Origin of the sequence: Nostoc sp. FACHB-110, assembly GCF_014697425.1 — a bacterium.
Lineage (GTDB): Bacteria > Cyanobacteriota > Cyanobacteriia > Cyanobacteriales > Nostocaceae > Nostoc_B.
Window position 1 is genome coordinate 107907 of record NZ_JACJRU010000013.1, and the last position, 16477, is coordinate 124383.

The window sequence follows — 16477 nt, forward strand, 5'->3', positions numbered from 1 at the left end:
ATCTCTGCAATTCAATGTTTAAGTTGCGGAGCCTGTTAGGGCAGCTTTCATGGTGCGGAAGATATGAGTTTGATCGACTACACCTCGAACGCCAGGGATAGTATGAGTACCTTTGCTATCTGTGTATTGGACACTTTGTCCCAATAATCTAGTTAGGGTTTGCGAAGAAGCACCTTGATAGTAAACAGGTACTAACCGACGGCTGTGGCTACCCCAGAGATACTTGTATCTTGGGTCAGAACCCCAAAAGTGACCAGCATCTTTTGGATTGTGCTTGTTGTAAGTTATTTCCTTGGCGTTATATTTCAAGCCTCTGGCGTTTTTGGGACTAGAATTACGCTGGAGCTTAGAGACAAAATCATTATTCAAAGTTAAATAATGGTCGTGGTCAGCAGTTACTAATAACAAGTTTTTACTCCAACCACCATGACCATCAATCCAAGTAATCACCTCTTGAACAGCTTTATCAAAGTCGTTTACCGTCCCAATGAGGTTATCCATGTTGTCGTCATGGGCTGACCAGTCAATATCGCCGCCTTCAACCATTAACCAGAAACCATCTTGGTCTTTACCAAGTACGGTAAGAGCCGCTTTCGTCAAATCAGCCAAAGTCGGGTTTTCATTTACTTCTCTGGCAATAAAACTAGCATCAGTTTCACCAGGAGATAAAGGCCGGACTGTATCAGGCGTTGGTAAGTTAGGGGCAGTTGGATTACCCTTGGCATCAACAACAGGTACACAATCTCGATAAGTACCAGGAATTATCTGCCCTGATGGACAAGCAGGAGGAGTCCCAGTCGCGCCCTTCACAACAGAAGTATAAAGCGAGAAGTTGTCTAAACCTGTGGTAGTGTAGTCGCCTTTAGATGAACTTGTAGGTAAATTACCATTTTGCCCACGAGCGCCGTATAACCCGAATAACTTACCGCCTTGGTTTGGATTGATGTTGTTAGCTGTATCTAACAGTGTTTGAGCAGCATTTGGCCCGCGTTCCAAAAATGTATAACCGTAGCGATTACTATCTGGATTCGGGTTGTTATGCAGATGTTCGTATGTATCTTGAGTGATGTAGGTGTAATTGTAGACTGGGCCTACATTAGTTTTATTTTCAAAGTCTAAGGGATGCCCCCCACCTAACAAAACATTAGGTTGGAAGTTAAGTAATATCTGTTGGAGAATACTATCTTGGTTAGTTTTTGTAGAGTCGTATACACTATCGTACTTGCTACGACGATTGACAAAAGAAGCCGCTGCACCAGGTGTAGCATGACTTATAGGTACGGAAGTAACTAGACCTGTAGATTTGCTATTTTCTTTGGCAATTTCCAAGATAGTTTTTAACTTCTGCTCGTAGATGTCTACACCCATCGCATTGTTATAGCTCTTCACACCTGTGTATAGGGTAGTAGCAGTATTGGCAGAGTCGGGATAACTATACTTGATATAGTCTTTGTCATACTTACCAGGATTCGCTGGGGTTAGCGGTATCCAAGGAGCCGGGCCACCTCTGGAAATGTCATAACCTGTGATGTTACCAGGATCTGTAGTACCGCCATCAAAGTATGTGCCTGGGTTAAACGGAGTAGGCAAAAACGAGAAGCCAGGACGCTCAGGACTTTGCCCAGTAATTAGATTAGACCCATCTAAAGCAGAGTTACCTGTTAAATGTACTTGAGTGGGATTAGTAGGTGTAGTACTCTGAATTGTTGTGCCGTAAGTGGTGACTAAGCCATATCCGCTTAAGTTTTGAAAACTCAGACCGGAGCCTTTACCACTGGTATAGAAAGGTGCGCCTTTAGCTAATGCTCCGGCTCTGGCCATTTGCCAACCCATCCCATCACCAATCATGATAATGACGTTAATTCCGTTACCAGCCGCTAAGGCTGAGTTGGGATGACCAAATGTCAACAAAGTAGTAGAAAAAAGGCAAGCCATAGCAAAGCCAAGCGCTCGCCTAGACTTTTCCAAAAATGACATCATTGCAGTGCGCCTTTGAATTATTGAAGTAAGGGTTTGCAGTTAATATTGATAAAAATTGGGTTCGTCGTGACTCGATAAGAATTCTGGGGGATTAGTGGGTATGATTGTATAGTTTGTTTGGGCTGTAACTGTTTGTTGTGCTGTGGTTCCCAAAGATAGTACAACTGTTAAAGCTATACCAGATAGAAACCAACCTAATAAACGCCAGTGTTGTTGGATTAAGGAAATCATCAAATTAGTTCCTCCAAGGATGGAAATAACACTTTTTCTGCACTTGGGCGATCGCTACAAATTTCTGGTGGTAAACTGCACATACAACTACCATTGGTAATATCACTAATCTGACCACGCAGAGATTTCACACTCTCAATGACTAAATAAGCGGCAAATAAGGCGATAAATACTGCTACTACTAAGCTGATGACTCCATCTGCCCATGTCCAATTTAACCAGAGAACTGCGATCGCGGCTAAAACAGCACCGACAGAACTAGCGATATCTGCCAGTATATGTAGAAATACTCCTTTAATGTTGAGGTCTTGATGGCTACATCCATGTAGATAAAGAGCGTTAAAGCTGTTAATTCCTAAGCCAATCAATGCCGTTGTCAACATTGGTAAACCAAGAATCTCCACCTCTGGAGATTGCAGTCTCACCAAAGCTTCTTTGACAATCCAAGCAGCGATACAAGCTAAACTAATGCCGTTAATTAAAGCTGCTAAAATTTCTGGTCGATAGCGACCAAATATGATTTGTTTAGAGATAGACTGAGATAACCAAGATGCAGCGATCGCTAAACCCAAAGCTGCCACATCAGAAAGAATATGCTCCGCGTCTGCTAACAATGACAGACTGTGACTCCAAATTCCTGCACTCAATTCCACACAAAAAAACGCACTCAGTAAAACTAAGGCAGTCCATAAAGCCTGAGACTTCTTTTTGACTTGTCTTAATTGCATCAAATACAACGTGAGGTAATTGCTGATATCTATTTTTAGAAATAAATAATCAGGCAGATAACCGCGTGCAGCAAGCACCATTCTTAGATACCTAAATATCTGTACATTCCCGCGTTTAATCTATCAGCCGCAAGGTTAACAAATGAATAAATAAGGTTTAATGCCAGGTAAAAATCCGTAAAAGCTTTTAACTTTTATACAATAATGATAATCATTTTTATAAGTAGTGTTTCTAATTTAATCAAATTAGGACTTACCCATGAAAACGAAAATCAAGGTGTATATATTCAAAACCCTGACACCCCTACACCCAGTCTCCACAGACAATCTTTGTACGTAAGTCCCATAGATTTTTTATCAAATTTGTACATGATTTATCGATAAATTTTTGTAATTGTAGTAAAAATTAAATCTCAACAAACAGTCACATTTATTTGATTATTTAACCTAAATTAAATCTATTCTTAACCTCAAATCAAAACTTAAAATAAGATCATAATAGTCCAGTTAAAAGTACAGTCTGCAACACCACTTTGTCACACTTAATTATATTTACCTAATAGCTATTATGAATAAATCTAAAAAGACTAGTAAAAATATTAATTTAACTAATTCTCATTATTATTTTAATCGAGAACTAAGTTGGTTAGAATTTAACCGACGAGTACTAAGTGAAGCATTAGATACCCGTACTCCATTGTTAGAAAGATTAAAATTTACTGCCATCTTCAGTTCTAATTTAGACGAATTTTTTATGGTTCGTGTGGCATTTCTCAAAGAACAAGTCAAAGCACAATTTAGCCAACAAAGTATCGATGGACTCACCCCCCAACAACAATTAGAAGCCATCTATCAATGCCTACATCCAATGGTGATAGAACAACATCGTTATTTTGAGCAAGTGCTAAAGCCAGAAATGGTATCACATGGTATTCATCTTCTTAATTACGTCGATACTACTACTGAACAACGTAGTTATCTACAAAAACTATTTCAAAAAAAGATTTTTCCAGTACTCACACCCCTAGCAGTCGATCCTAGCCATCCTTTTCCACTGATGGCTAATCTTAGTTTAAATTTAGCAGTCGTCGTCAAAGCTCCAAACACAGGAGAAGAAAAATTTGCCAGAGTTAAAGTGCCAAATATTCTGCCTCGTTTTATTTCCTTACCTCAGGAATTACAACCAAATAATGGCAAAGTCAATTACTGGACAGGTGTAGCTATAGAGCAAGTAATTGCTCACAACATAGAAGCTTTATTTCCTGGCATGATTATTAAGGAGTATCATCTATTTCGCTTAACTCGTGATGCTGATTTAGAATTAGCCGAAGAAGAAGCAGATGATTTGTTATTGGCAATTCAGCAAGAATTACGTAAGCGTCACTTTGGTGGTTCTGTAGTGCGGTTAGAAATACAGCCATCCATGCCTACCGCAGTGAGGCAAATGTTTATGTCTGAAATGGAACTGACTGAAAGTGATATTTATGAAATAGACGGCTTATTAAATTTAAAAGATTTAATGTCGTTGATGAAATTGCCCTTACCTCAACTGAAAGACCCAGCGTGGACACCAATTATTCCATCTCGTCTGCGACATTTTCATCAGCCCAGTAAAATCGCTAATATCGATGGGGAAGAAAACAATATTTTCTCTGTAATTCAGCAAAAAGATTTGCTCTTACATCATCCCTATGAATCTTTTAGTAGTTCTGTAGAGTTATTTATTGCCCAAGCTGCCCGCGATCCTCATGTATTAGCAATTAAGATGACACTTTATCGTACCTCTGGAGATTCTGATATTATCAGTTCTCTGATTGCTGCGGCGGAAAGTGGAAAACAAGTTGCCGTAATTGTAGAACTGAAAGCTCGCTTTGATGAAGAAAATAATATTACCTGGGCTAATAAATTAGAACAATCTGGTGTTCATGTAGTTTATGGATTAGTAGGACTGAAGACGCATACTAAAATCGTACTAGTGGTACGCCAAGAAAGCGACAATATCCGTAGATATGTTCATATTGGTACTGGAAATTATAATGCTAAAACTGCTAATTTATACACTGATGTTGGGTTACTCAGTTGTCGGGAAGATTTAGGCGCAGATTTAACGGATTTGTTTAACTATTTGACAGGATATTCCTGCCAAGAAGCTTACCGTAAATTGTTAGTCTCTCCGGTCAATATGCGGACTCGGATTATTGACTTAATCCATAGAGAAATTACACATTCTCAAAATGGCAATAGCGGACATATCATTGCCAAAATGAATTCTTTAGTTGATGCGGAAATTATTAAAACTCTATACGAAGCATCTCAAGCTGGAGTCAAAATTGACTTGATTGTTCGAGGTATTTGTTGTTTGCGTCCTGGAGTTAGCGAACTGAGCGAGAAGATAAATGTTATTAGTGTTATTGGTCGGTTTTTAGAACACTCACGGATATTTTATTTTGAAAATAACGGACAAAATGAAGTATATATTGGTAGTGCAGATTGGATGCCTCGAAATTTAGATCGGCGAGTGGAAGCTGTTACCCCAGTTGAAGATGTTGAGATTGCACAAAATTTAAAGAATATCCTAACAATTTTGTGGCTAGATAATCGACAAGCTTGGGAACTACAATCAGACGGTTCGTATATTCAACGTCATCCCAAACAAGAAGAGCAAGAACGTAGCTCTCAAAATACTCTCATGGCAAAAGTAAATTGATAACCACTATCTGTGTGCGGGTTTCAGCATTGCCAACTTAAACTAAGTCTACACCCGATTGATTTTGACAGGTCGCAGGTGTACAGATGCTCCCCGACTTTTTGAAAAAAGTCGGGGAGCTATGACATATTAACTAACTAGAACAGTGCAAATAAACCGAAGTATGTAACGAAAAATAAAGTTGCTTAAAACCCTTTTTCCTTCTGTCTTATGCCTTATGCCCTCTGCCTCCTGCCTTGTCATAACGACAATTTTTCACATCAACCTACTTAAAATTTTCGTGACATAAATAGTTTATTTTATTAACCAACTAAATCTGAGTAATTATCAATGGCTGAAATAGGTATTAACTGTTAGCTCCAAACACTATATTTTGATGATAAAGCAGACAAAATTTAGGTAAGACTTTTATAGATAATCTACTACAAATAGGGACAAAAAGAATTCACTTGTATCTATTTTTAGCTGTTAAATAGCTAACAAAATAACTTTACTAATGACTAAAATATAAAGGCAAATTAAGCTCTTAGGTAACTAAAAGCTTAATTGAGAACAACAACTAAAAAGCAGGAGAAAACTGTTAATGGACAGCCAAAAAAGACACCATAACAGCCAAGTTGAAATTACCGACTTAATTCCAGAACTAGTTGAGAATGCAATTGCCAGACGTAAACAAGCTCTACAAGACAATGCTTTGTTAGAGTTATCTGAAGCAGAAGCAACAAACATTGCAGGTGGTCAAATTACCTTAGCGATTATTAAACCTATTATTCCACCAATTATCATAGGTTTAATTGCTGTAGACCCTAAGATATTAATTGAATAATTAGCCTTCAAATGCAAAATATATTTTTGACTGGAGGCTCAATTGAGAGAACATATTGCTCCAAATACAAGCACACTCTGTCCCAGTACTAGACCTGAATCAGAGGGTAGTGTTGTTTTTGGTTTAATTAGTGGGACAGTAACAGAACCTCGTGTAGCTTATCTTAAACAGCCACTGCCTGTCACTGAAGAACTGATAGCAAAAACTAGCCCAGTCACACCAGCAGAAATTTTTCGGACGGCTGCACCTTGTGAGGCTAAAGGTTGTCAGCATTTTGATGGCAATAATTGTCGTCTAGCAACACGAATTGTCGAGAAATTCTCTGCTGTTGTAGCAGAATTGCCCCCTTGTTCTATACGCCGAGATTGTCGTTGGTGGCAACAAGAAGGCAAAGTGGCTTGTATGCGTTGTCCACAGGTAATTACAGATAACTACAGTTCTTCTGAACTCATACTTCAGGTGGCAACACCAACAGAGCTAGTTAGTTGAAAAAACTAACTTCATACTGCTACTGATTTGCGCGATGTAAGGAGAAAACAATGTCTTTAGACAATGTTAAAGCTTTTTATTCAAGGCTAGCAAATGATGAAGCTTTTCGCACAAAAATGCAAGGTGTGAAAACTAAAGAAGAGTGCAGCCAAATAGTTAAAGAAGCTGGCTATAATTTCACTCAAGAACAGTTTGAAGAATACACTGCTCAGTTATTAGAACAAAGTTCTGATAATGATAGTGAAATTAGAGATTTAAATCAAAAAGAGTTAGAAGCAGTTTTTGGTGGTGCTTCATCAATCATAGGCAAGCCAATCATTAGACCTCTTTATGGTGTGATTGTTTGGCCACCTGTGCAGGCAATGTATGGAGTTGTTATCAGTAACGATAAATAGCTAATTGTTACTGAGTTAATAGCTCACATTTTAGAAGCAGTCATTACAATATCCCTGACTATTTAAAGCTCAGGGATATAAAACTCACGGCTTCAATTATCTCCATCATTTATCCGGTTTTGTCAGTAAAGTATTACATCTTGCCCGACCAGTAATCATAGGAGAATATTATGTCTTTAGAAAACGTCAAAGCTTTTTACGCTAGACTTGCTAATGATGAAGATTTTCGCAATCAAATTCAAAATGTCAAAGATAAATCAGAGTGTAGTCAAATAGTCAAAGCAGCTGGTTATGATTTTACTTCGGAAGAATTAGAAGAATATACTAGCTATTTGTTGGAATTAGGTAGTGATAATAATGCTGAACTTAGAGACCTCAACGAAAAAGAATTAGAAGCCGTTTTTGGTGGAGCCACTTCAGTACTGCAATTATTACCTTATTTGCCAATACTGTTATATGGGGTTGTACCTATCAAATATCTCTACTAATTAATCTTGATGGTGCAAACTACAAGGTGTTTGCAGATATTTGTCGGTGTTGCATCAATGTGGTATGAATTCAGCGTTTCTATGAAAAATAAAGTTTGAACAGCACAAACAATCATCCCATTAATTAGCAGCACCGCTTTTTTTGATATCAATAATTTAATCGAGGATATATTCATGACTTATCGCAGAATTAGCTATGCCGTTTGGGAAATTACTTTGAAATGTAATTTAGCTTGTCAACATTGTGGTTCTCGTGCTGGTCATACAAGAACAAAAGAACTGTCTACTGAAGAAGCTCTTGATTTAGTCAGACAAATGGCAGATGTGGGAATTACAGAAGTAACACTGATTGGTGGTGAGGCTTTTTTACGTCCTGACTGGTTAGAAATTGCTAAAGCTATTACTTCGGCTGGGATGCTTTGTGGAATGACAACTGGCGGTTATGGTATCACACTTGATACAGCACGTCGAATGAAAGATGCGGGAATTAGAGTAGTTTCGGTATCAGTTGACGGCTTAGAAGCAACTCACGATCGCCTGCGTGGTAGAGTAGGTTCTTGGCAATGGGCTTTTAAAACCATGAGCCATCTTAAAGAAGCGGGTATTTCCTTTGGTTGCAATACTCAAATTAATCGCTTGTCTGCACCAGAATTTCCTCGCATATATGAGTACCTTCGTGATGCAGGTATCTTTGCATGGCAAATTCAGTTAACTGTTCCAATGGGCAATGCTGCTGATAATAATGAGATTTTACTGCAACCATACGAACTACTTGATGTTTACCCAATGATTGCTCGTGTGGCTGAAAGAGCAAAGCAAGAAGGAGTGCAAGTTCAGCCAGGAAATAATATTGGCTATTATGGCCCCTATGAGCGACAGCTGCGCGGTGGAGAAGCTTGGTCTTTTTGGCAAGGTTGTAGCGCTGGCCTCTCTGCATTAGGAATTGAGGCTGATGGAGCAATTAAAGGTTGTCCTTCACTACCCACATCAGCTTATACTGGCGGCAATATCCGTGACCATTCTCTGCGAACAATTATTGAAGAGACTGAAGAATTACGCTTTAATCTTGGTGCTGGTACTCCCAAAGGAACCGAACATTTGTGGGGTTTCTGCAAAACTTGTGAATTTGCTGAACTTTGCCGGGGTGGTTGCAGTTGGACTGCTCATGTTTTCTTTGATAAACGAGGTAATAATCCTTACTGCCATCACCGTGCTTTGACTCAAGCAGAACGCGGTTTGCGAGAAAGAGTGTTTCTCCAACATCAAGCAAAAGGCAACCCATTTGATAACGGAGAATTTGCCTTAGTTGAAGAACCTATTAATGCACCTTGGCCAGAAAATGATCCGCTTCATTTCACAGCTGACCGTATTCAATGGCCACAAGGTTGGGAAGAGGATAAAGTAACATCTTTGTTAGTTCCAGCGACTGTTGCAGGCGAAAGCTAAGAAGTTAAAGAGTTACAAGTCTTTTATCATTTAGGTTTAATCAGATTATGTCTAATAGTTCTCAAATTACCGAAAATACTCAATTTACTAATAATTCTCAGTCTCAAGTTGAGGATTCACCTACTTTATTACCTCGTGCTGCTTGGGATAGTCAAGTAGCTTATTTGCGAGTTTTGTTTAGAGCTAAAAAAGCTTTAGACAGAATAGAACAAGCTCACAAATCGAAACGATAAGTTTTTGGCAAAGGCAATAAACCTAGACAATACTTATTTGCCTTGCCTACTATCTGATAACATCAGTCAATTAAAAAATCAAACTTGATTGTGATATGACACTTGTCTTAAATTCTCAAAATGTTGTTGAATATTTGACTGCTCAAGGTTTATGCAGTCAGTCAGAACAGGCACTGAAAATTGAGCCAGTCACAGCTAAAAACTTTAATTTATTAGTGACATTTACCCAGCGTCAACTTTTGGTAAAACAAGAACGACATAATCAAGAAGGGAAAGCTTTTGGTGAGTTTGTTGGTGAGTGGCGAATTCAAGAATTATTACGAGAATTTTCTCAACTGAATCACCTGTATCCTTGGCTACCACAGGTACTGCATTTTGATCAACAAAACTCCATTATGGTCTTTCGGTATTTAGATAATTATCGAGATTTAATGGATTTTTATGCTAAAGAAAATCATTTCTCTAGCGAAATATCAGCAAAAATTGGTACTCTTTTAGCAACTATTCATCGGGATACATTTAACTGCCAAGAATATCAATATTTCTTGGAGCAAAAACAAGGTAATTCACAAGTTTATCAGGTCACAAATTTAATTCAAGGTTTGGCAAGGATAGAACCAGAGATTTTTGGTGTAGTGCCTGCTGATGCCTTAAAGTTTTTCGCATTGTATCAGAGGTATGATAGTTTAGGTCAGGCGATCGCACAATTAGGTAGTGCTTTTACTCCCGCTTGTCTGACTCATAATGACTTGAAACTAAATAATATTCTTTTGAGCAAAGATTGGGAACAATCAAATCAATTTAGCCTCCGATTAATTGATTGGGAACGTTCTGCTTGGGGAGACCCCGCCTTTGATTTAGGCACAATTATTAGTAGCTATTTACAACTTTGGTTGAGTAGTTTAGTTATTAGTAAATCATTAAGCATTGAAGAATCTTTGCGTTTAGCGGTTACACCGTTAGAACAGCTTCAACCCTCAATTGGCAAACTGAGTTTAGCTTACTTACACACTTTTCCCACAATCTTAGAACATCGTCCAGATTTTTGGCTGCGAGTTGTGCAATTTGTCGGTTTTACTTTGATTCAACAAATTCATGCCATGATTCAGTATCAAAAATCTTTTGGTAATACTGGCATTGTTATGCTTCAGGTAGCTAAGACATTGTTATGTCGTCCTGAACAATCAATGTCAACAATTTTTGGTGCTAGCACTGCTGAATTAATTTATGCCTAATATTGTTTAAAAAATTTGATTTTCCAAAATTATGCAGTTACTTGATTTGACTCAAACTCAGTTTAAAATCGATACTAGCCAGCCATTGCTCAATGTTTTGACAGATATTGTTCATCAAGTTGAAATTCAACCTAATTTCTCCATCCATCATCCAGATTACCAACCATTAGAACTACCAGCAGAAATAATTGAACGGTTTCAAAAAACACCACAAGAAATTCAGCAAAAATACCTGAGTTTACAATTACGCAGCTTTCTTTATGGCATTTATTACAACGGTTCGATGCAAAGTGTATTAGCACTAGATAAAGAAAGAAAAAATCTTGCCTTAGATTTAGAAAATAATACTTTCTTGGGTGTAGATTTAGCCTTTTATGAGCGATTACATCAAAACAATTGTGGAGAAGGCTATTTTGATTTTGGTTGGTCTGTTGTCAAAGAAGAAAGTGATGGTAGTTTAGCCGTTACTAAAAACGGTTTGAGACTACATATTGACAGAAACAAGCATCTACAAGCATCAGAAAATACTGCTGTTGTCGGTGATATTGTAGCGATTAAAATGCCTAAAAATCTCGTGCAGAATGGCTTTTATATGGCTGTCAGCAATTTAGGATTAAATCGAACTGTAGATTTTAACAGCCAGCCTGTAACTGTGCGGATATATTTTAATTTGACTCCCGAAGGTGCTGTTTTGGTGATGAACAGCCTGACAAAGCAACTCAATCAAATACAGATTCCTTTTAGCTTTAAAGTTCTGTATAACCCTGATGATTATCAACGTTATGATTCTGGGGTTTTATATTTTGATCAAAGGGATTATCCGGCTGTACAAAATATTTTAAGGCAAGTGTATGATGAAATGCGCCCATATTTTCATTCGGAAATTCCTTTATTTACTAAACATCTAGCACCAGGGTTAGGATTAGCAGAAGAACCAAACCAAAAATTTGCTGTTCAAGAAAGTTTTGGGATGAATCGTTGTCAGATTGTAGCTAATGGATTATTAGAAGCTTGGTATCAAGATGATAATTCACCGCAGCAGCGATTTGAAGCTATATATAAGCACTTTTCGCTGTTGAGTATTGATTTGCAACGCCCTTATCTAAATGCTAATTCAACAGATATATATACTGAAATACAAGTAGAGACGTAGTATACTAAGTCTCTACTGCATTTAAATTTGTGTTAGTCAGCCCAAGCAATTGTTTGGGCTGATTTTTTATATTGTTATAATATTAAAATTGTCAAGCAAATAAGAAAAATAAAAATTTAAATTTGTTTAGATACTCAATACTTTGAATAATATTAAAAAAGGTCATAAAAATTATATTTATGGTTTTTAATAGCAGTAATTTTTACGAAATGGACATAATCTGTTATGAAAGCAGATTGTAATTAACAAATATGTTCATTTTTAGCGAATAAACGGACATTGATTTGTGATTTTTTTGTCTCCTTTTTATATATTACGCCTCTAGATTTTTTTTAATTAATATTAGAAGATATAAATCGACAAGGCACTTCAAAGTCTAGCCTTAACTTAAATAATTTGACTTAGGAGTACATTTCAAAATGGCTGCTATTGCAATTGCAGATTTACGTCCTGTTGGTTGCGATCTTCTTTGCGATCGCGAAAGCTTTATGGATGAATTGTCTGAGGGTGAACTCAGCATTCAAGGCGGATTAACTCCAACTCCTTTTTGGGCTTCTGTAGCTGTAGTTGGTGGTGCTGCTGTAATTAGCGGTGCTGTTTCTGCGGCTGTTGCTTACTTCTCCAAATAGCGAAGCGATCGCATCGCAATTTTGCACCATCTTGACTCTGTTTTGGATATCACTGGCAGCTAGTTACAGCTATCAGATGATTTATAGCTATTTCAACCTGAATTTAAATTAACCCTTTTGGAGGTCACTGATCATGGCAACTATCAACATTACCGATTTGCGTCCTGCTGGTTCTACATTGTTCTTTGATGGCGAAAGCTATTTAGAAGAACTATCTGATGACTTAACTAGCGCAACTCATGGTGGAGTCTTCATTACATTGATTTCTCCTGCTTCACCTCAAATTGGTGCTGCTGCTGTTGGTGCTGCTATTGCTTCTGCTGCATTAACTTACAACATTGTTAAAAATTGGTAATACTTACCAATCACTTCCTTAGCATATTTAATTAAGTTGAAGACATTAGATTAGTTCACATCTTGCACCTAGCCCCAGCGAATGGAATTCGCGGCTATACAAACGAAGTCCGCCTACGCGGACTAACGCAATATCATGGGTTTGGAACCCGCGCAGGTGGTCACTGAGCTTGTCGAAGTGCGGGTTTTGTCTGTGTAGCTGCGACTTCAGTCGCTTGGTGCAAGATATGTGTTAGTCTTTTTGTCTTTGTTAGAGCTTAATTACAAAGATTGGGTGGAAAGGGGTAAAAGTATAAGTTTGTCGGGGTTTTGAATACTTAGATACTTACACTTATATACCCCTTTACCCTTACTCAAATTTCCCTTTTACTACTTCTATACATATATATTGAAGTGAAGTATAGAGGTAGTCACCTAAGCTAAGATAGTATTGACTACTAAATACCTTGACTTGGTTAATTGATGCTCCGCTTAGTTACTTTAATCAGCAGGAGATTAAGGTTATGAAACGTCATTTTTTTGACTTTACAGATTCTCAATGGGCAATCATCGGTGCTTTAACTGTTCTGGCAATGGTTTTAGCTGCAAACGTGGGATATTTTATAGTTAGAGATATTGTGAAAAAATCCGATAATCGTCACGAACAAGTAAGCCGACAAATCAATCAAGAAGGGCAAAATAACCGCTCAGATGAAAGCGATCGCTCTCTTTAACTTACGGCTGATGCCAGTATTTTAATCGTAATTGCATAAGTAAATATTCTCTAAAAAATTGGATGGCTGGTATATTTTTATATCTATACTGCTCACAATTAATTCGAGCCATCCTGTTTTTAAATAATTAATTTGCAGACATCTCAGCCCCGTTAGATTTATGAAACTAACCGACCTCGCACCGCCTCAAGCAACATTAGAAAGTAAAGTTACTCATACGACAAATCAAAATATAGAATCTGATTTGCCGTTTTATCGTCAACTAGGACGGACTGATTTAACAGTTAGTTGTCTGGGCTTGGGTGGTGGTGGTGGTATTTCCAGCGAAGATACTTTTTACGCCTTTGACAGAGGAATTAACTACTTTTTTTACTCTAGCGACCTCCATCATCACATCTATAGTTGGATGTCTGGAGCATTGCGTCAGTTGTGTGGGCGCGGTTCTTCGGTACGAGAAAAAGTAGTATTAGCCACAGTGACTTATATTAAAAGTCAAGAAATGGCGATCGCTGCTTTATTAGATCAGTTCATGGAATTAGGAATTGATTACATTGATGTATTTTTCTGGGGCTGGATTGGCGAGCAAGATGAATCAGCTTTACACAATTGTTTACAGCTATCTCCTGATTTAAGAGGCCCAAATAGCGTCTATCAGCGCACTATCGAAAGAATGTTTGACACCTCAGAACGCCTCAAAAAAATGGGGGTCGTGCGTTATATCGGTGCTTCTTTCCATGACTTAAATGTAGCTCAAAAGTGGCTAAATAGTCCTTTGTTAGATGTAGTCATGGTCAGACATAATATTGCCCATCGTTCAGCCCAAAATTTAATATTTAATCAATTAGATCCTCAAGATAAAACTCGACAAGGTGTCGTCACATTTAAGAGCGCAGGTTCCCACACAGGTTTTTTAGGAAATCCCCCAGTAGGCTTACCAGAAGATTGTTGGCGACCTACTGTCCCAGATTTATACCGTTATTCTTTAACGCAGAACTGTGTAGATGTCTGCTTAACAGGTTTGACTAAGCGATGTGAAATAGATCAAGCGCTCGCCGCCATCCAACAGGGAAAACTTTCCCCTGCTGAAATTGAATATCTAAATCTCTGCGGTGATTTACATCGTAACAAGCTAAAAATTCATCAAATTTCACCTGAAAAACTCATTTCCCAAGCTTCACGATAAACTTATTATTCATCAAAACCAACAATGAAAGATACTTTAGAAACAACTCAATTACAGCCTCTCCAAAAAGTTACATTACCAGAAATTCCTCCGGCTAAAGACGAAGAAATTCTGGCTTATCTACGTCGTTCTACTCAAATTGCGGAAATTGCAGCCAAAGCTGAACAAGATGCCCTAATTTTGAACCTCTGTGAACAATTAAATGTGACGGCTTCAGATGCAGAATTACAAGCAGCCGGAGATCAATTTCGTCTAGAACACAAATTATTAGGAGCTTCAGAAACCCTATTGTGGCTTTCTGTGCAACGTATTACCGTAGAAGATTGGTCTTATGGAATTAGATTAAACTTATTAACCAAGAAGTTAAAAGAATTATTATTTGGCGAAATTGTCGATAATTACTATATCCAACATCGCCAAAACTTTAGACGTGTGGCTCTCTCTCAAATTCTTGTGCGCGAACTAACACAAGCACAACAAATAGTCCGCATTATCAAAGAAGAAAATGCTTCTTTTTGTGCGTTAGCATTAGAACATTCCAAAGGTAAACAATCTAAAGAAAACGGTGGCTTTGCTGGAATTCGCTTTTTATCAGAACTTTTACCAGAAATTTCCACAGCCATTTCTCAAGCAAAAGAAGGGGAATTAATAGGGCCGATTCAAACTACACTTGGTTATCACATTATTAGAGTAGAGAAATTCTTTCCTCTTGAACTTAATGCAGAACTGAGAGAAGAAGTTCTAGACTCATTCTTTCAAGCTTGGTTACAAGGAAAATTAAATTTTGCCCTTCCCGGCTCGTGACAAAAAACTTTTATAATTAAGTTAGTAAAAAACTAGAGCTAAATTAATTTAGCTCCAGTTTTTTAATGAACATCAATTTTTTATTTCTAGGCTACTTGCTGATTTAAATCAAGATTTATCACTGTTTTAAATTCCTTAACTTGTTGCTTTAACCATTCAGCAAACAAATCCGACAAAATAATAGCGTGTAGTTTTTCATCTAAATGTGGCTGAATCAGTTCTTCGACAAAAATCAAATGTACGCCTTTAGAAGTCATAATTGGTTTGATAAGTTGAGGTGGTTTAGCCGCAAAAACAGCCATAGAGACTTCGGGCTTTAAATCTTTGCGATGTAATATACCTTTATAACCTCCTTGACGACGTAATTCTACATCTTCAATATATTTGTGAGCCACATCATAAAAACTCATCTCGCCTTCTTGAATAGCGTAGAAAAGTTCTATAGCTAAATCTTCATCATCTAAAATAACTTCATGCATAATTACACCAACATAATCGAGTTGATGTTCAAAAAACCAAGGTTCAACTTTATCAGCAAATAAGTGATTAGCTAATTTACCAGAAACAAAAGTTGTATGTGCAATATGCTCAAAATCATCTAATGAAAGACTATGTTTTTCTAGCCATCCCCATGTCTGTTCAGCACTATGCAGCTGATAAACTAACCTAAACTGGTCTGCTGCTTTTTGCAGTTCTTCTGGTTCTACTTTTATGCCAACTTCTAGGGCAGTATTTTCAATAATCTTCCGACTAATAATAGCTTCAGTTAGTTCAGGAAGTTTACAAGTTAGCCTCACTTGGTCGAGAATGTCTTCGCTCGTAATAGTAATAATTTTTGACATGATATGCTTCCTCAATTAGCTACCTAAACTTCAATAAATAC

18 protein-coding genes are annotated in these 16477 nt (G+C 37.6%); 14 read left to right on the forward strand and 4 right to left on the reverse strand.

What is annotated here, in order from left to right:
* Window positions 1–18 precede the first annotated feature (18 nt).
* From H6G69_RS14760 to H6G69_RS14770, 3 genes are all read right to left on the reverse strand, one after another.
* Window positions 19–1935 (reverse strand): alkaline phosphatase, encoded by a 1917-nt coding sequence (locus tag H6G69_RS14760; protein ID WP_190688117.1) that lies wholly within the window; start codon window positions 1933–1935, stop codon window positions 19–21.
* Window positions 1936–2019: 84 nt separating this feature from the next.
* Window positions 2020–2211 (reverse strand): hypothetical protein, encoded by a 192-nt coding sequence (locus H6G69_RS14765; RefSeq protein ID WP_190688120.1) that lies wholly within the window; start codon window positions 2209–2211, stop codon window positions 2020–2022.
* Window positions 2211–3020: a cation diffusion facilitator family transporter gene (locus H6G69_RS14770; protein ID WP_190688123.1), complete on the reverse strand. Its 810-nt coding sequence runs from the start codon at window positions 3018–3020 to the stop codon at window positions 2211–2213. The genes H6G69_RS14765 and H6G69_RS14770 overlap by 1 nt, the downstream gene beginning before the upstream one ends.
* A 487-nt stretch (window positions 3021–3507) precedes the next feature.
* Between H6G69_RS14770 and ppk1 the strand changes: the two genes are divergently transcribed.
* From ppk1 to H6G69_RS14840, 14 genes are all read left to right on the forward strand, one after another.
* Window positions 3508–5646, forward strand: a complete 2139-nt coding sequence (gene ppk1, locus H6G69_RS14775) for a polyphosphate kinase 1 (RefSeq protein WP_190688126.1) — start codon at window positions 3508–3510, stop codon at window positions 5644–5646.
* 583 nt (window positions 5647–6229) lie between these two features.
* Entirely contained in the window at window positions 6230–6472 is a 243-nt protein-coding gene (locus H6G69_RS14780) for a hypothetical protein (RefSeq protein ID WP_190688129.1), read from the forward strand.
* 42 nt (window positions 6473–6514) lie between these two features.
* Window positions 6515–6961: a nitrogen fixation protein gene (locus tag H6G69_RS14785; RefSeq protein ID WP_199336001.1), complete on the forward strand. Its 447-nt coding sequence runs from the start codon at window positions 6515–6517 to the stop codon at window positions 6959–6961.
* Window positions 6962–7011: 50 nt separating this feature from the next.
* Window positions 7012–7356: a Nif11-like leader peptide family natural product precursor gene (locus tag H6G69_RS14790; protein ID WP_190688132.1), complete on the forward strand. Its 345-nt coding sequence runs from the start codon at window positions 7012–7014 to the stop codon at window positions 7354–7356.
* Window positions 7357–7526: 170 nt separating this feature from the next.
* Window positions 7527–7844: a Nif11-like leader peptide family natural product precursor gene (locus H6G69_RS14795; RefSeq protein WP_190688134.1), complete on the forward strand. Its 318-nt coding sequence runs from the start codon at window positions 7527–7529 to the stop codon at window positions 7842–7844.
* Between the two features lie 174 nt (window positions 7845–8018).
* A complete protein-coding gene (locus tag H6G69_RS14800; protein ID WP_190688137.1) occupies window positions 8019–9290 on the forward strand; it encodes a nif11-class peptide radical SAM maturase 3 in 1272 nt (423 codons plus the stop codon).
* A gap of 47 nt (window positions 9291–9337) precedes the next feature.
* Window positions 9338–9523 (forward strand): hypothetical protein, encoded by a 186-nt coding sequence (locus H6G69_RS14805; RefSeq protein WP_190688139.1) that lies wholly within the window; start codon window positions 9338–9340, stop codon window positions 9521–9523.
* 95 nt (window positions 9524–9618) lie between these two features.
* Complete coding sequence (locus H6G69_RS14810; protein ID WP_190688141.1) at window positions 9619–10758, forward strand: aminoglycoside phosphotransferase family protein; 1140 nt, start codon at window positions 9619–9621, stop codon at window positions 10756–10758.
* A gap of 31 nt (window positions 10759–10789) precedes the next feature.
* On the forward strand, window positions 10790–11911 hold the full coding sequence (locus tag H6G69_RS14815) for a T3SS effector HopA1 family protein (RefSeq protein ID WP_190688144.1): 1122 nt from the start codon (window positions 10790–10792) through the stop codon (window positions 11909–11911).
* A 419-nt stretch (window positions 11912–12330) separates the two neighbouring features.
* A complete protein-coding gene (locus H6G69_RS14820) occupies window positions 12331–12540 on the forward strand; it encodes a hypothetical protein (RefSeq protein ID WP_190688147.1) in 210 nt (69 codons plus the stop codon).
* A 133-nt stretch (window positions 12541–12673) separates the two neighbouring features.
* Window positions 12674–12895 carry a hypothetical protein gene (locus tag H6G69_RS14825; RefSeq protein WP_190688149.1) on the forward strand — a complete coding sequence of 74 codons (222 nt, stop codon included), beginning with the start codon at window positions 12674–12676 and terminating at the stop codon, window positions 12893–12895.
* A 502-nt stretch (window positions 12896–13397) separates the two neighbouring features.
* Window positions 13398–13607 (forward strand): hypothetical protein, encoded by a 210-nt coding sequence (locus tag H6G69_RS14830; protein ID WP_190688152.1) that lies wholly within the window; start codon window positions 13398–13400, stop codon window positions 13605–13607.
* A gap of 160 nt (window positions 13608–13767) precedes the next feature.
* Window positions 13768–14790 (forward strand): aldo/keto reductase, encoded by a 1023-nt coding sequence (locus H6G69_RS14835; protein ID WP_190688155.1) that lies wholly within the window; start codon window positions 13768–13770, stop codon window positions 14788–14790.
* A 24-nt stretch (window positions 14791–14814) separates the two neighbouring features.
* Window positions 14815–15594, forward strand: coding sequence for a peptidylprolyl isomerase (locus H6G69_RS14840; RefSeq protein WP_190688158.1), 780 nt, complete (start codon window positions 14815–14817; stop codon window positions 15592–15594).
* An 86-nt stretch (window positions 15595–15680) separates the two neighbouring features.
* On the opposite strand, the gene H6G69_RS14845 is transcribed toward H6G69_RS14840, so the two are convergent.
* Window positions 15681–16436, reverse strand: coding sequence for a peptidylprolyl isomerase (locus H6G69_RS14845; protein ID WP_190688160.1), 756 nt, complete (start codon window positions 16434–16436; stop codon window positions 15681–15683).
* Window positions 16437–16477: the final 41 nt, after the last annotated feature.